The 18,098-nt window shown below is 55.7% G+C and carries 12 protein-coding genes; all 12 read right to left on the bottom strand.

What is annotated here, in order from left to right; genetic code table 11:
- Positions 1 to 145 precede the first annotated feature (145 nt).
- The 12 genes from AACY09_RS09820 to AACY09_RS09765 all read right to left on the bottom strand — a co-directional run bounded on the left by AACY09_RS09820 (position 146) and on the right by AACY09_RS09765 (position 18,098).
- Positions 146 to 592, bottom strand: a complete 447-nt coding sequence (locus tag AACY09_RS09820) for a potassium channel family protein (protein ID WP_339487559.1) — start codon at positions 590 to 592, stop codon at positions 146 to 148.
- Positions 592 to 1,638 (bottom strand): DUF2955 domain-containing protein, encoded by a 1,047-nt coding sequence (locus AACY09_RS09815; protein WP_339487557.1) that lies wholly within the window; start codon positions 1,636 to 1,638, stop codon positions 592 to 594. The genes AACY09_RS09820 and AACY09_RS09815 overlap by 1 nt, the downstream gene beginning before the upstream one ends.
- Positions 1,638 to 2,768 carry an HlyD family secretion protein gene (locus AACY09_RS09810; RefSeq protein ID WP_339487555.1) on the bottom strand — a complete coding sequence of 377 codons (1,131 nt, stop codon included), beginning with the start codon at positions 2,766 to 2,768 and terminating at the stop codon, positions 1,638 to 1,640. The genes AACY09_RS09815 and AACY09_RS09810 overlap by 1 nt, the downstream gene beginning before the upstream one ends.
- Positions 2,761 to 4,311, bottom strand: coding sequence for a TolC family protein (locus AACY09_RS09805; protein ID WP_339487553.1), 1,551 nt, complete (start codon positions 4,309 to 4,311; stop codon positions 2,761 to 2,763). The genes AACY09_RS09810 and AACY09_RS09805 overlap by 8 nt, the downstream gene beginning before the upstream one ends.
- Entirely contained in the window at positions 4,301 to 5,419 is a 1,119-nt protein-coding gene (locus AACY09_RS09800; RefSeq protein WP_339487552.1) for an AI-2E family transporter, read from the bottom strand. The genes AACY09_RS09805 and AACY09_RS09800 overlap by 11 nt, the downstream gene beginning before the upstream one ends.
- A gap of 398 nt (positions 5,420 to 5,817) precedes the next feature.
- Complete coding sequence (locus AACY09_RS09795) at positions 5,818 to 8,355, bottom strand: penicillin acylase family protein (protein WP_339487550.1); 2,538 nt, start codon at positions 8,353 to 8,355, stop codon at positions 5,818 to 5,820.
- A gap of 162 nt (positions 8,356 to 8,517) precedes the next feature.
- Positions 8,518 to 9,693: a BamA/TamA family outer membrane protein gene (locus tag AACY09_RS09790; protein WP_339487549.1), complete on the bottom strand. Its 1,176-nt coding sequence runs from the start codon at positions 9,691 to 9,693 to the stop codon at positions 8,518 to 8,520.
- 105 nt (positions 9,694 to 9,798) lie between these two features.
- Positions 9,799 to 12,348, bottom strand: a complete 2,550-nt coding sequence (locus tag AACY09_RS09785) for a fused MFS/spermidine synthase (protein WP_445323804.1) — start codon at positions 12,346 to 12,348, stop codon at positions 9,799 to 9,801.
- Positions 12,349 to 12,446: 98 nt separating this feature from the next.
- Positions 12,447 to 13,991, bottom strand: coding sequence for an arylsulfatase (locus tag AACY09_RS09780; RefSeq protein WP_445323815.1), 1,545 nt, complete (start codon positions 13,989 to 13,991; stop codon positions 12,447 to 12,449).
- Positions 13,992 to 14,142: 151 nt separating this feature from the next.
- Positions 14,143 to 15,150 carry an HAD family hydrolase gene (locus AACY09_RS09775; RefSeq protein ID WP_339487545.1) on the bottom strand — a complete coding sequence of 336 codons (1,008 nt, stop codon included), beginning with the start codon at positions 15,148 to 15,150 and terminating at the stop codon, positions 14,143 to 14,145.
- A gap of 33 nt (positions 15,151 to 15,183) precedes the next feature.
- Positions 15,184 to 16,503, bottom strand: a complete 1,320-nt coding sequence (locus AACY09_RS09770; RefSeq protein WP_339487544.1) for a hypothetical protein — start codon at positions 16,501 to 16,503, stop codon at positions 15,184 to 15,186.
- A complete protein-coding gene (locus tag AACY09_RS09765; RefSeq protein ID WP_339487543.1) occupies positions 16,500 to 18,098 on the bottom strand; it encodes a VWA domain-containing protein in 1,599 nt (532 codons plus the stop codon). The genes AACY09_RS09770 and AACY09_RS09765 overlap by 4 nt, the downstream gene beginning before the upstream one ends.

The following is an 18,098-nucleotide window of genomic DNA, read 5'->3' as shown; positions in this document are numbered from 1 at the left end:
GGCAAAAGAAAGGGCGCCAAGAGGCGCCCTAAAAGATGATCATGGAGTAAGTCCATTATCTCTGAGTGGTATTCGGTCTTTTGGTTCAGTGAGTACTGACAAATGGTGGCGCTCCTGTAATTCCGTCTGCGTGGTAAGTGACGATTTAAGGGGGGCCATCGGCCTTGTGCATCGATTGCTTGATGATATCCATGATCGCTGCCGTCATTACTGAGGTGGAAACTCCAAACATAAGAATGCCATTCGCACCTTCCAGCGGCCCCAACAGTCTCCAGCGCTCGGACATGACGATATCGCCGTAGCCCAGCGTCGCGAAGTTAACGCCTGAGTGATACAGCGCCGTGCTGAATTGATCGAACTCCCCAAGCCACATAAATACCTTGGCCCATATGGCCATTTGCACGAAATTGCCGAGCAACATCAAAATCATGATTAGCGACAGCAACAAGGTATTTTTAACGAAGGGTTTTTTGAGATGTATGATCGCTTTGCGTTTACTTACGTATTTGCGGAGGCACAATGCGACGAAGATCGCTTGGAAAATCAGGCAGGTCAGCATCACTGGGATGCCGATTAACAAGTTCATCAGCATTACGGGGTTAATCCAGCAAGTGGGTATTTTCGCCGACGCATACGCCGGTTATCGATCAGGTAGATGGCTGCGCAGGCATAAAGTGTTACAGCAGTGAACAGGCCCATGCGTATTGCGAATGCGCTGTAAACGTCTTTACCACTGGCGCTGTCTTGAACGGACTGGCCGAGCAGAATAATCATTGTAGTGGCGGCATTGAGCCAGAAGCTGGCCGACAAGTTGTTCGGGACCAGTTGGTAAAGGCGTCGCGCTATCATCAGCACGAAGAACAGGGTCAAAATAAAGAACAGCCAAATGTGCGGCAGAATGCTTAACAGGGTCCAGAAAACCACTGCAAGTAAGCCGCCAAGCAGGGTTGAGCCGATGACCTCGCGACCCGCATTTTTTGAACTGGTGATGCACACTTGTTGGCCCAAGGTGACTGATTTCATTATCAGCGGCATATAGCTGGCCGGATCTATCAGCGCCATCAGAAACGAAGGCATCACCACCAGCGCCGCGCGCAAGGCGATCCAGCTTGCCTGCTCTGGAGTTGATTGGCTGGGGGCTTGCTGGCCGGGCAAACCGGCGGGTTCCGGAAATAACCAATGGCTCAGCATCACCGCAAGGGTGGTTATCAGCACGCTTTTAATCAGCGCCTCAATGACCAGCAGTGCCAACTCGAAGGAGCTGGCGCCTGCTGCGGCAATCATCGTTAGACCAATAACCATGAAGGTTGAAAGCAGGTTATTACCGCCACGCAGTGCGTAGCGGAAACAACCAAACAGACTGAGCGCAATGATCAACACGCCGCTGAAGGGGTAGTACTGCAGCAATGGTGTCACCAACAAGCCACAGCTGGTTGTCAGTGCGACCACGGCAGCCAAGGCTAGTCCGCCTTTAAGAGGAAGAGACTGATTGCGCATAACCAGTAGGAATAAGGTCAGCATTGGCGCCAGGAAGGGCAGCGGCAGGGCCAAGGAGAAGCTTAGCGCCAGAGCAACTGCGCTACCCACACCTAGCCTCAAAGCGCGTAGTGGTCGTGGATCAACTCGCTTAGATTGCATTAGTAGGCGTACGACAGCCAGCTCATAAAGCCTAAAAACAGGCCGCCGAGTAGGTTGAGTGGGTTGCCATCTAGGGGGAAGGCCATGACTTCAGCCTGACCGCCCACGCGCAGGTTTTGATAGGTGTCGAGTTGGCCGGGGTCAATGCCAACTATCACTGGAAAGCGCTGCGCTGCTCTCAACCAGTCGCGGCTGTTCTGCACCGTTGGCAAGCCCCCGGGAGGGGCGCTTTGGTTAACGCTAACGCCATAGCCGATACTGCGAACCTTGCCGCTCAGCACGTGGCCAGGCATTGCGTCCAGAACGATAGACACCGGCGTGCCAGGCTGCATGTGTCCGAGGTTGTTTTCGGTCATGTCAGCGCTGATCCACACATCATTTAACGCGATTAGAGTCATTTGCGGGTTGCCAGTGGCGGCAAACTGGCCGACATCGATATTCAAGTCGGTGATCAAACCTGCAGAGCTGGCATGCACTTCGGTTTTGCTTAAGTCTAACCGGGCTTTTTCAACCGCACTGGCTGCGCTGCGCAGTTTGGCATTGTCTTCACCGCCACCGCCTTCTTGTTCGCGTGCGCGCTGCACTTCGGCGCGAGCAGCGGCAACTTGGCTGGTTGCTTGTATAAGTGTGGCGCGGGATATTTCCAAGCGGCGCAGTGAAATAGTCCCGGAGTCTTCAGCGTATAGCCGCTCCAATCGGTTGCGGTCTTGACTGGCTTTCAGTTCATTGGCTTGGGCTGCGCGCAACGAGGCTTGCGCTGAATCAATACCGGCCGTGCCAGCACCGACCTGGGTGCGCACGTTGGCCTGGTCGGCCAGTGCGCGATCGAGGGCGATTTTGTAGGGTGTTGGGTCAATACTGAAAAGCAGTTGGCCTTGCTCGACATTCTGGTTGTTGCGAACTGCAACTTTGGTCACGCGCCCGGCAACCTCTGGGGCTACCGCCACGATGTAGGCTTGGACCCGCGCTTGCTGGGTGTAGGGCGTGAAGCGATCGGCCAACACGTACCATAGCAAGCTGATGATGATCAGCAGGCCGACAACCCGTACTCCTTTGCGGCTTGGATCCGTTGGGGGCTTAGCCGCTGGCGCGGGGGCGGAGGGATCCGGAGTCTGTTGGTTATCAGTCATCGTCTTGGACCTTGTTGGAGGTGGGGCTGCTTTCGTCGAGCAGATCGCCCCAATCGGTGCGGTGCGACATTTGTTTGAGGGTGGCGTCGTCAATCAACGGTTGATCGCTCTGCCAGCCGCCACCGAGTGCTTTGTACAAGCCAATCAAATTACTCACAGCGGCGCTGCGGCTGAGCAGGTAACTGTCTTGTTGGTTGGCGAGCGCGCGCTGTGCGTCAAGCACGCGTTGAAAGTCCGAATAACCTTCGCGGTACTGCGCTGATGCCAGTTCCAATGAGCGCTCGGCCGCAGAGGAGGCTGCACTGAGAATGCGTTCACGCTCTAGGGATTTGATCAGCCCCGTCGCCGCATCATCGGCCTCGCGGGCAGCTTGGCGAACCCTGTCGCGGTAAGCGACGATCAATTGCTGCAGGCGTGCATCTTGAATACGCACATTGTTACGCAGTAAGCCTTGATCGAAAATATTCCAACTCAAACTTGGCCCGGCACCTAAGGTTAGGGTGTCGGACGCAGAGCCGAGAGAACTTGCAGACCAGCCGATGCTTCCCAGCAAGGAAAGCGAAGGGTAGAGGTCAGTCTCGGCGACCCCAACCAGTGCCGACTGTGCTGCGACTTGCCATTGTGCGGCGCGAATATCCGGGCGCCGCAGTAATAGATTCGCGGGCACATCATTGAGTGCTGCGCTATCCACCAAGGGGATTAATCCGGTCTGTTCTGCAAGCTCGGGCAAATCGCTTGGGGGGCGACCGATTAAAACCGCTAGCGCGTTGCGGGTACTGGCGACCTGAGCTTCGAAGTCCGGTAGGGTACTCAAGGTACCTAAGTATTGGCTCTTGGCTTGCTGTAGATCGAGTTCTGCACTGTTCCCACTGTTGAACAGCCGCTCGGTAATGTCCAAGCTGCGCTTCTGCCGTTTGGCGTTATCACGGGCAATCCTCAGGCGTGCTTCTGCGGTGCGCAACGCAAAGTAAGTGGTTGCCACTTGCGCGCGCAGTATCACCAGTAGGTCTTGGTAATTAGCTTGGGCGGCAAAATAGGCGGCGTTCGATGACTCGATTGCACGGCTGTAGCGGCCCCAAAAATCAAGCTCCCAGCCCACGTCGAAACCTGCGCTGTATTGCGCAAAGTGATTGTCTTGCGGATTGCTGCCGCCGGACTGGTTGCGGTCGATGTAAAACGCATCGGCACTGGCAATACGGGCTTGCGGCAAGCGTCCCGCCTGAGCCATGCCCAAGCGTGCGCGTGACTCCAGAATGCTTAAGCCGGCAATACGTAGAGTGGCGTTGTGTGCATCGGCTTCACTGATCAATCGGTCCAGCAGCGGGTCGTTGAACGCAGACCACCACTGCGGATTGTCCGCTTGCTGCTGGTGATTGGTACCCTGAGCGATCGACTTGCTGCTCCAGCCATCAACCCAGGGTTCGCCCGGAGGAGTGAAGTCAGGGCCCAACTGCACACACCCCGAGAGCACACAGCCGCACAGTAGAGGCAGTGTGACTCGGGTTGCCCCAGTAAGCGCTGACTTTCGGCGCTTACTGCGCATCCTGCTTGGCGCGATCAGCAATTTCGGTCACGGTTGGTTTTTCACTGGCATCCACCCATTGCCAGAACAGTTTGTAACCCACCGCGAGCACCACCGGGCCTATGAACAGGCCAATAATTCCGCCTGCTAACATGCCGCCCAAGGCGCCGATCAGGATCACCGGCATGGGAACGTCAACGCCACGGCCCAGTAGCAGTGGTTTTAGGATGTTATCTAGCAGGCCACCGACAAAGGTGTAGATGGCGAAGATAACGGTGGCCACCGAAGTCCCTTCGGTGAAGAACACAAAGGCGATTACCGGAATCGTGATCAAAGGCAGAGGCAACTGCATGATGCCCAGCAGTAGAACCACCATTGCCAATAGACCGGCACCCGGAATCCCCATGACCACGAAGCCGATGCCGATCACCAACATCTGGATAAAGGCAATACCGATGACTCCTTGAGCCACGGCGCGAATAGTTGCGGTGCACAGGGTAACGAAGCTGTGGCTGCGGTCATGGCCGATAATGCGGTCAGCAATGCGAATTGCACTTTTGTGGCCGCTTTCGCCATAAGCCATCATTACCCCGGCGATGACCAGCGAAGCGATGAATATCAGAAAGCCAGCCCCGACGCCCGCCAGTTTGCTGAGCAGGCCAAGGGTGAACCCTTTCATGTGTGGCGCGAGACTTTGCAGGACGCTGGTCAAGTCTGAGGCTGCATTGGCCCAGAAGCTGTACAGCGGTTTGCCGATCATGGGCCAGGTTTCGATCGAGGCAGGTGGTGGCGGAATGTGTACGCTGCCACTTTTGACCGTTTCGATTGCGGCTTGCACGGACTCTGTCAGAGAGGTGCCGAGGAAATATACCGGAACCAGCAATACGGCAATTGCCAAAACTACTAGCAACGATGCTGAGCGGCCATCGCGGTTGCCCAAGCGTGCTTTGAGCATTTTGTGCAATGGATACAGGGTCACGGCGAGTATCAATGCCCAGAGCATCATACTTAGGAAGGGGTGAAAAACCTGATAGCAGCTGTACACCAGAATCGCGACCAACGCTGCGCGGATGAAGGTATCCAGCAGGGTCCGCGAAAATTGCAGCTCGGGAGGGGATGTAAGCGACATTTGAGTTCCTTTCTAGGTGGCTAAGCAAGGGGACATGACCAAGCCTTGAGCACAGCCATTGCCGAGTTGCCATGTAGTGTTAAATCCAGGTTCAAGTAGAGCATAGCCGCTGGTCAGAAATACAGTGTGCGACATAACTGACTGCGTAGTCAGTTACTAACGTGTTCCTAGGCACCACTGTCAATCATTCAGGGGCATGAATAGGTCGGAGCCTTGAGGACTCCCTTGAAGGAGCGCCCATCACCTCTGCCGTGAGCCAATTATTATGGGGGGGCAAGTCAAATTTCAGGCAAAAGAAAGGGCGCCAGAGGCGCCCTTAAACGATGATCATGGAGTAAGTCCACTATTTATGACGGGTGCTTTAGCCATTTGGTTCAGCACTTAGGAATAAATAGTTTTTACTTGCCAGGCGTCAGCAGTAAACGCTTGTTGCCGTAAACCTTGTCGATGTTCTGCGGCTTGAACGGAAAGCTCATGTAATGGCCCTTGAGCCAGGCATCAATGCCATCGGCATAGTGATCACTGGCCGGATTACCCGACTGGCCAGAACTGTTGACTCCATAAAAGGGTTCATCCAGACCAAAGTCCACGGCAATGCGCATGGCCGGAATCAACCAGGTATCGAAGTCTTGTCCCCAGTTGTAGGCCGAGGTATTCAAGGTGCTGTGGTCGCCACCGGCCGGGTAAGGGCCGCGATCCAGATAGCTGCTAATGGTGCCTACACTGGCGCGTTGACTGGTGCTGAGCATCGGTGCACTTTTGCTGCTATCGCTCAGCCAGGTGTAGCTGTGCAGTTTGCCCCACTGCCAAGCGGAGGGGTCGCTGCCCAGTTGGTTTTGGGTGAAGGTGGCGGCGGCGCTGAGGCTGCGGGCCAGAATCATGGCTTTGGTTTCTTTTTGCGGGGTATTGATGTCATCCCAGAACGGGCTGTCATCGCGACCTAGCAAATGATCTGCCTGGGCCGAATACGAGGTATTCGCCGTTTCAACCAACGCCTTCCACGCGGCACTGGTCTCTGGACCCAATTCATCGAGAAATGTCTGGCGCGCGCTTACATAGAGGAATGCACTGTACAGCGCCGCATCGGCTGAATTGGCTGCCATGTTCCCGTCAAAGGCCATCAGGCGCTTCAAGGTATCTCGCGCTTGTGTCGCTTCAGCCGTAGGCAGCGCGTCAATCGCTTGTTTGAGTGGCGCGCTCATGCCCGGCGCCTCGAACATGCTCTGCAGCTTGCCTGGAAACAGACTGGTTTGATCGTATTGCATGGCCTTGATGCTGCGCATATCCTGCTTGCCACTGTTGAGCAACTGGGCGATCCGTTCGGCCCGCTCCGGGTAATACCACGAGTTGGACAGTTGCATGCCGTAGCCGGGCTGGATGGTGCGGTTATTGGCGGTGCCGATCCAGCCTTGTTGCGGGTCTTGATCATAAGGGTGCAGCATAGGCTCGGCATAACCGTCCCAATCGTACTTGCCGTCCCAGCCCGGTGAAGGCATCAGGCCTACGCCGGCGCGGCGATTGGGGAAGCTGCCGGTGACTTGCCAGCCAATATGCTCAGCATCGGCAAATACAATGTTCAGAGGCATGGCGCGGATTTCACGGGTGGCGGTTGAAGCTTGGTCCGCCGATTGGGCACGAGACAGGTCAAAAAAAGCATCCAGGCTTTTGTCGTTATCGAGGCGTGGGGTTTGCAATGCCAAGCCATAGCCGCTGCTGATCTGCAAGGGTTGGAGCATGTGCTTGCGCTCACCCAATACCGAATTCAGTAACGGACCGTGGCGGGTCTCAAAAATGGTTTCGCGGATCGGGCTTTGACCCTTGATGAAGAAGGTTTCCTGGCGCTGTTTGGCCGGTTGCCACTTGCCGCCTGCCAGATAGTAAAGTTGGCCGTTCTGACGTTTGATTTTCTCAAGGAAAATGTCCTGATTGTCACCCATCACCATGGTCATGCCCCAGGCGACTTTGCCGTTAAACCCGGCAACTACGGCGGGCACACCGGCGATTGAAACACCTGCCACCGAATATTTTGGTGCGCGGATCTGGACGAAATTCCACATCGACGGCAATGACAGCGGTAAGTGTGTGTCATTGGCCAGCAGGCTTTTTCCGCTGCGACTCTTTTGTGGGCTTACCGCCCAATTGTTGGAGGCGGCAATCCCCAGCAAACGTGTATCGGCTACCTGTTGTGCGGCTGAGTCGATGGCATTCAACCCAGCAATCTGGCCGTTGAGTTTCAGGCCTTTGAGCTTGTCAGCCTCAGCAAATGGCAGTGCTTCGTCAGGATAAACCGGTAGCAGCCAGGCGAGGTTGTTGCTGCCCACTTTTTGCGCCATGACCAGTGCGGCGATTTCTTCTTGCAGGTTCACCGACAAGCCAAAGTTGATCAGGCTGAAAACCAATGCTGAGTCTTCTGGTTTCCAGTACGCCGGGCGATAGCCCGATTCGGCAATATCCATCGGCAGCTTGTCGCGGTGGCGGAACATATAAGCGTTCACGCCGCGCGCGTAAACCTCAAAAATCTTCTTCAGGCGCGGCGATGCACCTTTATAAAGCTGCTCAGCACTTTGTTTCAGGTTGACCGCCCGCATGAGTCGGTCGACTTCAAGTGCGCCGGGGCCGACCATTTCAGACAGGCGACCTTCAGCTAACAGGCGCATGCCGACCATCTGGCTGAGGCGATCACCGGCATGCACATAGCCGAGGGTGAAAATTGCATCATGCAGGGTGCTGGTTTCAATCAATGGCATGCCCAGTGCATTGCGCCGGACAACTGCCCCTTTGGCCAAGCCTTTAACGCTGACGATGCCATGCTCTGGCGGCACGCTGTCGCTGTAGCGGCTGCTCAAAAATGACTCACAGCCACTGAGCGTAAGGGCAGCGCTGAATAACGCGGCAAGACCGAATAGGGCGGTTGGACGAAACACACGCGATTGCATGCGGCAAACTCCTGGCGGGTGGAGCGGGTCGATAATTAATTGAGCAATGGTCACTAGCCTAGCAGGCGTGCCGGGCAGGGTGACGCTGGCGCTGCGTACGTTAGTCAGCGGCGCTGAAACTGGCAAGCGCTGGATTGAAAATATCGATCCGACGCGACGGCTTTACCAGGTTGAACCGGTCTGGATATACACCGCCGTATCTTCAGGCCCTCTGGCGATATCGGCGCCCATTACCAGGCCGTAGCGTTTGGTGATCAGGTAGCGAAAGCCTGTGCCGTAACTATTGACCACTTCAGCACTGCCCAGTTGATCGACGTGGTCGGCTGCGCGGCCAGTGCCGGTGAATGCGCCGAGGGTCCAGCGTGGCGTTAGCTTGTAGTCCAGCTGAACCTCGGCCATCCCGACCCGGTTACCTTGATAGCGTGATTTCGGCACCCCGCGCAGGTCGATAAAGGGCGGTACATAGGGCGGCAGGTTTTTATCCCCACGGGCATTGACTGCATCCATCTGCAGGCGCAGGCCCAGATTCCAGCGGTCATTCAATTGCCAATAATTCAATCCGGAAATCTGATAACTGGCGTAGTCGACATCACTGCCAATGCTGTCATCGAACACCGTGTAATTGCTTGAGTAGTAATAGCCCTTTTGCGGATTAAAAGGGTTGTCACGACTGTCATACTCCAACACCAGGCCTAAACCCGAGGTGGTAATTGACCTGTCGGTTTGGCGCTGAAGAAAATCCTGCACCGCGGTTGGGAAGCGCGACAGGTCAGGAGAGTGGGTCAGTTTACTGGTTACTTTACGGTAAAGCTGACGGCCGCCGATGAAGACCTTGGTACCGGGGAGTCGGTACTTCAGGTCCTGAAAAACCACTGGGCCTTTAAGGTTCAGCTCAACAGATTTGCTCAACTCACCGGTTCGCGGTAGCGAGTAAAACTCCAGGTTAGGTGATGCATAGGCCAGCACCCCCCGGTAACGCACTGTGTCCTGCAACCAAAACCCAAGATGGCCAACGGCTGCTGCCCATGTGCCGTTTTCAGTGGCAGCACCCCCAAGTATGCTGATGTTTTCCGGTAGCAGGGCTTTGCCCTGAGTGCGCTGTTTACGTTGTTCGTCAGACTCATGAAAAAACAGAGCGCCCAACGCGAGCCCGGTGCCTACCGCGGGTTCGGTGATAAGGCTGGGCACTGGCAGAAAACCACTTGGCACCTTAGACAGATAGCCACTCATATCGAACTGACCATCATCGGGGTCGACCATATGCTCGTTCATCGCATCAGCTAGCGCGATGGAGGGCAGTAGCAGTGCCAATGAGGAGAGTATCGGTTTCAAGCTCATCCAGAGGCGCATCCCGTGTGGAGTCTGACCTGCAGTATAGGCAGAGGTTAATCAGTGCTGGATTAACTCAGGTTCTACCGCAGGGTCTAAGCTACAGGTTAATAATCAGTTTGAGTCGCGGGGTAACCCCAGAAACCAGCGGTAGTAGGGGTTGTCGCCGTCGGTTTGCATGAGCTGGCGTACTTCACGTGTCCAGCCTTGGCGATCACGCTGGTAGGAAAACAGCCCGGCTGCATAGAAGTGTTGCAGGCGTTTCCAGTTATCGGCGACTTCAGCACGGAACGCAGCGTCAGCCCCGTCCAATGGCGGCGCACTGTGCAGCTCCAACAATTCGGGCAGTACGCGGGTGATTTCATTTGAGCGTACCCAAGGCGCGTATTCGATGCGGGGTTGATCGTCGGTGACGGCTGGGGCATCGCCGACAAAACGCTCAAGGCCCTTGCGGTCGGTAATCCACGTCGCAAGCAAGGCTGCCGGGGAGTCAATGCCCACTTCACGCAGTGATTCAGTAATTTGCGGGCGTGCGAAGCGTTGCTTAATAGTCGGGACCGAGAGGGTCATGGGCTCCAGGGAGCCGATCAACAGCATCTCGTGGAGTTCGGTGGTCCACAGCGTTGCATGGGGAAAAACATCGATAAAGCTGCGCACTAACGAGCGACTGTCTTCGGTATTTTGCGTGGGCAGAGGTAACCATTGGGCGACCAGTCCGCCTGGCTTCAAGCGACTGGCCGCGAGCCGGTAGAAGTCCCGTGAGTACAGATTGACCACGCCCGCTGCTGAAGGCGGCGGCGGCTCCAAGGTAACCACATCGTAATGGTCGGCGCTGCGCAGTAGCTCGCGGCGTCCGTCACGTAAGCGGATGTCCAGACGGGGATTGTTTACCGCGTTGTAGTTGCCTTTAAACAGCGGAGCGGCTTGCAGTACTTCTGGCAGCAGTTCGGCGACCACCGAGTGGTCTAAATCTGCGTCGCGCAGCATGGCGCCGACGGTGATGCCAGTGCCAAAACCGATGACCAGGGCAGAACTGGGTTTTCCATCGTGGATCAACAACGGCAGCAGCGCCTGCAAGCGCATGTAGCGCAGTGACGGCATGGCATCTCCGGTGTTGGACACACCTTGGATATACAGCCGGTTGAACTGGCGTTCAGCGCGACCTTGGCTGACAACGGCGACCGTACCGCTGCGGCCTTCTTGATAGAACATTATTTTGCCGTTGCGCGCTCCGGGCAGTAGCTCGGCCAGTCGTTCAGGTGGGGTCAGCACGCTGCCCACAACCGTGGCCAGCCCGATCCCCAAAACGGTAAAGCGCATGCCGCGACCGACTGCCACGCCTTTAAGCACGGCAAAGGCGCCGATCAGCGCCGCCACTACAGCCAATACAGCCAAGGTCCTTACCAGCCCCAATTCAGGTATCAAGACAAAGCCGGTGAGCACCACGCCAAGGATGCCGCCCAGGGTATTGAGGGCAACCACTGCGCCGACATCGCGGCCGACGTGCTTGCTGTCGACCACCAAGCGCAGCGCCAATGGAAAAGCTGCGCCGAGTAGGGTGGTGGGCAAGAACACAACGCACAGGGCGGCCACAGTAAAACGTGCCGTCATACCTGCCAGATCATTGCCGGTCAGTTGCAGCACCACGCGTTCTGCTTGTGTCTGGGCGATGATCAGCCAATGGCCCAGGCCAGAGATTTGCAACAGCGCGAGCAAGCCTGCAGCGGCTATGAGTAGGCCAAATAAACCCCAAGGATCCCGCAAACGATCGGCACGACGTGCATAAAGTGCACTGCCGAGTACCAAACCGGTGAGGTAGGTGGCGAGCACTACCGAGAAGGCAAAGGTGCGCGTGCTCATAAAGGGTACGATGGACTGCGTCCAAACCACTTCGTAGCCAAGTGCCACGCCACCTGCGATGCAATACAAGGCAATGGCCAGGCGTGCCGTGTTTGAGCGCGCAGTGCGGGTCATAATTGCAGGTTGGGCCAATGCCTGATCATTGCGTCGGGCTAACCAGGCACCGCCGCCTGCAAGCAGGTTAAGCAGCGCCGCCGCCCAGGCGCTGCCGGTGACCCCTAATTGTGGAATCAGAAAAAAAGCCGCAAGCAGCGTGCCGGCAATGGCGCCTGCGGTGTTGCCTGCATAGAGACGCCCACCTGCTTCACCGAGGCGACCCTCAGCTGGCGACAAGGCACGGACCAATACCGGCAAGGTTCCACCCATAAAAAACGCGGGCAAACCGACTAATAAAAAAGGTAGCAACCACGCGAGTAACCCCAGGCTGTCTTCCAGTCGGGCGAACAGGCCCGCTGAGTGGGACAAGGCATAGGTTGTAGACACACCCAGAATCGCGACAATCAACTCCAGCGCTGCATACAAGCGCACAGGCCGTGTTAAGCGATCGGCCCAGCGGCCGAAGACCAAGCCACCCAGCGCCAGGCCTGCGAAGAATGCACTAATGCCGGTGGTGATGGCATAGACCTCAACCCCGACGACCAGCGACAGTTGCTTCACCCATAGCACCTGATACACCAGCGCAGCGCAGCCGGATACAAGCAGCAGCAATACAGGAATCAGCATGGGCAGGGTAAGCGGTTTTGCAGGGGAATCAGCAACCGCACCCGGGGAGCGGGCACGAGACGATTTGGCGGCTGAGGACATCAAAAAAGAGCCTTATCTGATATGAGAAAACCTGCGACAGGTTGCCCCGTCACAGGTTTTAAGATAGCGGCCGCGACAAGCGGACGCCAGGTGTTACATCACTGTTTTTTAACCGCTTCAGCTTCTTGCATCTTCGCTTCGATCTGCTTGTCCACATCAGCGCGGATCTGGTCAATGCTGAAGCTCGCCGGACGCTGGCTTGGTGGGTAGTCGACAAATGTCTGCAGGAAGGCGGCTGCCTTACGCGTGCCTTCGAAGACTAAATAGTCGTTCTTTGTCAGCCAGTCGTAGTATTGATCAGACACCACGTCTGCGCGCTCGTAGGGGTCCATGCGCAGGTTGAATAGCTTAGGCACTCGCAGGCAAGTAAACGGCTCGCTCCAGACTTTTAAACCGCCTGGTGCACGTTGCTCGCAATAGACCAATTTCCAGTTGCCGAAGCGCATGCCGACCAAGTCACCATCATCGCTGAAGTAGTAGAACTCGTCACGTGCGCTCTTATCAGCTTTGCCGGTCAGGTAATCGAGCTGGTTATAGCCATCCAAGTGAACCTTGAAGTTCTTATCACCGACTTCAGTTCCTTTAAGCAAGCGGTCCTTGACATCGGTATCACCTGCAGCGGCAAGCAGGGTTGGGAACCAGTCCAAACCGGAGAACATTTGGGTGGAAACCGTATCTGGCTTGATGTGGCCCGGCCAGCGAATCATCGCCGGTACCCGGTAAGCACCCTCCCAGTTGGAGTTCTTCTCGTTACGGAAGGGAGTGGTCGCGGCATCCGGCCATGACCATTGGTTTGGACCATTATCGGTGGTGTAGATAACGATGGTGTTATCCGCGATCTTCAGGTCATCGATCTTTTTCAGCAACTTGCCGACATCTTCATCGTGCTCAAGCATGCCATCGGCATATTCATTGCCTGGCATGCCGCTGCGGCCTTTCATCGAATCACGGACATGGGTGAAGGCATGCATACGTGTGGTGTTCATCCACACGAAGAAGGGTTTGTCTGCCTTGACCTGTTTGTCCATGAAGTTGATGGCAGCTTCGGTAGTCTCGTCGTCGATGGTTTCCATGCGCTTGCTATTAAGCGCTCCGGTATCCTCGATTTTGCCGTCAGCACTGGATTTCATCACACCACGCGGTGACGCGGCCTTGAGGAACTCTACGTCATCTTTTGGCCAGTAAGGACGCTCTGGTTCTTCTTCGGCGTTAAGGTGGTAGAGGTTGCCGAAGAACTCGTCGAAACCATGGTTGGTTGGCAGGTATTCATCACGGTCGCCAAGGTGGTTTTTACCAAACTGACCGGTGGCATAACCGAGGGGCTTGAGCGCTTGGGCGATGGTCACGTCACGGGCTTGCAGGCCAACGGTTGCACCGGGCATCCCAACTTTGGACAAACCAGTACGCAGTGGCGATTGACCGGTGATAAAGGTCGAGCGGCCGGCGGTGCAACTGTTCTCTGCATAGTAGTCAGTGAACATCATGCCTTCTTTGGCAATTTTATCGATGTTCGGCGTTTGATAGCCAACAACGCCATGGGCATAGGCGCTGATATTCGTCTGGCCAACGTCGTCGCCAAATATCACCAGGATATTCGGCTTGTCGGCGGCCATTACCGCAGAGGCACCGATGGCAGTTGCCATCACCAGTGCCAGTCGCGGTACCCATTTTTGCGGGGTTCTCATGTTTGTATCTCCTTATAGCGCCACTGTCTTCAACATCAACGGTTTAAAAGCGTAGTACATAACCAAGTCTGAGGAACTGTTATGCATCGTTTTAAACCGACTAAATGACTTAAGGTTGATTAAGCTCAAAGGGATAGACGACTTTCCACTCTTTTGCCATATCAACAACTGTCCAATTATTGGCCTTCGCCGCATCAAGGGCTTTGTCCAAACGGCCGATATGGCTATCGCGGTCGTAGGCCCATTCGCGTTTTGCATCTGTGTGATGGACTATCCCGGCGAATCGCTTACCTTCCCCTGCAGTGGTCCACTGCAGCATTTGCAGGTCACCGTCGGAGTTACCGAAGGCCAGAATAGGGCGGCGACCGATGATTGACTGAATGCTCACAGGCTTACCGGGGCCATCGTCGTTGAGCGCCAGCTTTGGCTCACGCAATATCGAGTACTTGCCATCTTTATCTTGAAACTGGGTGGAAAAGGTTGTGCCGATGACCTGCTCTGGCGGTATGCCGTACACCTCTTCGGCGAAGACCCGCATAAACTCCACTTCACCGCCTGAGACAATGTAAGTTTTAAAGCCATTGGCACGCAGGTAATTCAGTAGTTCCAGCATTGGCTGGAAAACCATTTCAGTGAAGGGCTTATCATTCTTCGGGTGTTTGGCTGTCGCTAGCCAGCGCTGTGCATTCTCTCTGAATGCATCAACAGATACGCCGGTATGCGTGGCGCCCACAATCTTCATCAGACCATCCATGCCAGTGGTGGCGAGGGTCTTTTGGTCGTTTTCAAGGACGGCTTTGAAGGGTTGTTCGGTTTTCCATTCCGGATGTTCAGGCGCCAAGCGTTTAACCTCGCTTAGTGCAAACAACAGTTGGAAGTACATCGGCTGTTCGCTCCACAATGTCCCGTCGTTGTCGAACACTGCGATGCGCTGGGCCACGGGCACATAGTCTTTGCTGCCCTCGGTGGTGACTGTCTCAACAAATTGCTCAATGGCCTGACGTGAGGGGCCATCGTTCCATGACGCGAGTTGGTCATCCGCTTGCGCAAGCAATGGCAGCGCCAGCACGAGTGCGATAACCCAACGCAACTGTATGTGCGCAATTGATCGAAGCATGTAGATATCCTTATTTTTAAACGTTCAAACAGCTCAGTGTTTTGGATTTAGCGGTTTGAGTGCCCCGCTAATCGGTGCGGTAGCAGCATTTTCTTTGAATAGATGGCGGCATTGAGCCAGTATTTGTTTTTGCTCAGAAGCCCTTGCTAGAGCGGTTTTGTCATCGGCGTAGCTGGACTTTAAAAAGGTTAGCAGTTGATCGTTAAGATGCGAGGGCAGTTGCCATGATGCACCCTGAAATGTGTCAGTATTTGCACTGCGTTTGAGCCAACGATACAACTCAGTGAGGGGCGGTGACTCATCATTGAGATGGGCCTGGAGTTGTTGCCAAGCGTAGTCCGGTGAGTTGTGCCATGCCTGCTTTCTTGCTGCCCGGCGCTGGCGTAAATAGCTGACGCCGCGACCCCAGTAGGGGCGAGCGAAGTAGCTCAGTAAGGCAATTAGTACTATTAAGGACGTCAGCAATAGCCAGTGGCGGGCTATGTGCACTCTGCTGTTCTGACCCAGTTCACGCAGGTCTTCGGCGATTGAGAATGGGGCGTTATAGCCACTACCGGCCTTGGCTTCGAATATGACTTTTTCGACTGAGGCCGTTTGTGCTTGCCCGGCTTGATCCCACCATTTCAGCTCCATAGCCGGAAGGGTGTATTTACCGGGCTTGCTGACCACATAGGCAATCGTATCGCTACGCTGACCGCCAGTAATATCGCCGCGGCCGTTGTCGATTGGCTGAATGTCAGGGGTTTGCAGGTAGTGTTTTAGCCCGTCGACTTCAGCCAGTTTTGGGGCTGGAATGAGCATGGCTTGCGCACCTGTGGCCCGCACACTGAGTTGCCGGCTGATGGTATCGCCAACCCGCAATGGATCGTGGGAACGGACAATGTTTTGGCTGTATTCGACTGACTCGGCGACTAGGGCATGCTCTTCATTGCTGGCACCGACAGGTTGTACCGCGTTGAAACGCTGGGGTTGGGTCTGCACGGTTTGTGGTTGAGTGCCTTGTCCAGGCTGCACTTCAATGCTTAGCGCCGGAATGTCGAAGCTTTGTGCCTGTTGCGGAGTAATTCGATAAGAGAAGCGCAACCCAAACAAGGTTTTGCCATCGCGTTTTTGAGTGAGGTGGGTTGCTTCCGAGCTCGGTGCGCTCACCACTGCGCCGGGCAGTTCCAGCTTTGGCAGTTGCGGTGCGTTGGTGAACCAGGTGTCGACCAACAGATCGACCTCCAGAGTCATCAGCCCACCGACTAACACCTGTTTGTCCGGCACCAGGCGACTGTCGACAATTACCGTAGGCTCCGCCGCCAATACGGGCCAAGGCAGCAGTAATGCAAGTAGCAGGATCAGGCGTTTCATGGCGACGGCTCCGTGTCTTGCTGGCGCTTGGCGTCTTGCAACATGAATTTCTGCTTGAGAAAACGTGCCGGTGAAGTGGTCAGGTTGTCCAGCCAGAGTTGGTCGGATGCGGCCTTGATCACGGGCAGCGGGGTGTCCTGACCTTTGTTGGTTTTGTTATCGAATTTAACTTCATCGGGTTTGTCCCCCGGCGGTGTGGCTTCTTGCTGACTTTCGTAGTCTTTTTGCAGGGCTTGGGCCAACGCTAAGTTGCTGGTGGCCTCGGCAAACACCGGCTGCTTTTTCAGGGCTTGCTGGTATGCATTTATCGCTTCGGGAAAGCGTGATAGGCGCACATAACTGTTGCCCATATAGAAGAATGCCTGGGCACTATCAAGGCTGGCTAAATTGATCAGCGCGGCGTCAAAGTCTGCAGCATTGTAGGCGGCTACGCCTTTCCAGTAAGGGTCGTTAAAGTGGGCTGCGGCTTTGGGGTACTGTTGATGTTCAAAGGCCCAGCGGCCCTGTTGATCCGGTGTGAAAAAGGCATCGGCCAAAACACCTGCTTGGGCAGGAGGGGCAGGCAACCCGAGGCCTACAGCCAGCAGTAGACTGGCCAACCAGTGCACACGCCAGCCGCGGCGTACGCAAAACAGCGCGATCATTAACAGCGGCCAGCACAGCCAGTAGCCCGCGTCCTTCCAGTGGATTTCTTTGCCGTCGTCGCTCACGGCCTGGAAGTGGCGCTGGGCGTGCAGCTCGATCCAATCCAGATCATCGTCATTAAGGGTCAAGCTGCCGAGTGGCGCATTGGCTGCGTCGGCCAGATCCTCAAGGGCTTTGCTGTCAAACTTGGCCACAACTGGGCGACCGCTGGCATCAACCTGCGGTTGCCCTTGTGCATTGCGTACGACCCCTGTGGTCTTACTGCCAACGGCGAGCACCAGCACCTGCAGGTCGACTCCTTTAAGATGCTCGTCTATTTGTGCATTCAGGCCAGGATCGGCTCCATCGGTAATCAGCACCAGCGTGCCGGGGCTTTTTTCCGCCTCGAGCAAGCGTTTCGCTTGATCAATTACCCCGAGAACGTCATGACCGTTTTTTTCAATCAGGCCGGTCGATAGCGCTTGCAGGAAGCTATCCAACAGCGCTGGGTCGTCGGTTGCAGGCAAGACCAAATGAGCGCTCCCCGCATAGGCGATCAGTGCGGTGCGAGCACCGGCGCGTTGCTCGATCAGGTCGTGCAATTTATGGCGCACCGCGCTTAAGCGTGTCGGTGGCACATCGTCGGCATCCATTGAGGGCGACAAATCCACGGCCAGAATAAGTGGGGCGCGGTCATCTAGAAAGTCAGGGCGATCTTGTTGCCACGTCGGACCGGCTGCGGCCATGGCGCCCAATATCAGCAGTGCTGCGAACAAGTGCACCGGACGCAAACGCTGATTATCCTGCGGCTTTATCACCAGGTGTTGAAGCAAATGTGGCGCGATGGCGCCTTGCAGTTGGCGGCTTATATCGTTGCGGCGTGCCCAGATAATCGGCAGGGCTATACCCGGTAGCAGTAGCAGCAGCCAGAGCGGGCGCAGAAAGTGAAAGGCGCTGAGATCGATATCCAT

The organism is Pseudomonas sp. EL_65y_Pfl2_R95, from assembly GCF_963971045.1.
Taxonomy (GTDB): Bacteria; Pseudomonadota; Gammaproteobacteria; order Pseudomonadales; family Pseudomonadaceae; genus Aquipseudomonas.
The sequence above is the reverse complement of the archived record's forward strand: the minus strand, read 5'-3'. Positions and strand labels throughout refer to the sequence as shown.

Excerpts from the sequence above, each read along its gene's own strand:
- AACY09_RS09765 (WP_339487543.1), bottom strand. The coding sequence starts at position 18,098 with ATGGATATCGATCTCAGCGCCTTTCACTTTCTGCGCCCGCTCTGGCTG.
- AACY09_RS09785 (WP_445323804.1), bottom strand. The coding sequence starts at position 12,348 with ATGTCCTCAGCCGCCAAATCGTCTCGTGCCCGCTCCCCGGGTGCGGTT.
- AACY09_RS09775 (WP_339487545.1), bottom strand. The coding sequence starts at position 15,150 with ATGCTTCGATCAATTGCGCACATACAGTTGCGTTGGGTTATCGCACTC.
- AACY09_RS09805 (WP_339487553.1), bottom strand. The coding sequence starts at position 4,311 with ATGCGCAGTAAGCGCCGAAAGTCAGCGCTTACTGGGGCAACCCGAGTC.
- AACY09_RS09795 (WP_339487550.1), bottom strand. The coding sequence starts at position 8,355 with ATGCAATCGCGTGTGTTTCGTCCAACCGCCCTATTCGGTCTTGCCGCG.
- AACY09_RS09810 (WP_339487555.1), bottom strand. The coding sequence starts at position 2,768 with ATGACTGATAACCAACAGACTCCGGATCCCTCCGCCCCCGCGCCAGCG.
- AACY09_RS09790 (WP_339487549.1), bottom strand. The coding sequence starts at position 9,693 with ATGAGCTTGAAACCGATACTCTCCTCATTGGCACTGCTACTGCCCTCC.
- AACY09_RS09820 (WP_339487559.1), bottom strand. The coding sequence starts at position 592 with ATGCTGATGAACTTGTTAATCGGCATCCCAGTGATGCTGACCTGCCTG.
- AACY09_RS09770 (WP_339487544.1), bottom strand. The coding sequence starts at position 16,503 with ATGAAACGCCTGATCCTGCTACTTGCATTACTGCTGCCTTGGCCCGTA.
- AACY09_RS09780 (WP_445323815.1), bottom strand. The coding sequence starts at position 13,991 with ATGGCAACTGCCATCGGTGCCTCTGCGGTAATGGCCGCCGACAAGCCG.
- AACY09_RS09800 (WP_339487552.1), bottom strand. The coding sequence starts at position 5,419 with ATGTCGCTTACATCCCCTCCCGAGCTGCAATTTTCGCGGACCCTGCTG.
- AACY09_RS09815 (WP_339487557.1), bottom strand. The coding sequence starts at position 1,638 with ATGCAATCTAAGCGAGTTGATCCACGACCACTACGCGCTTTGAGGCTA.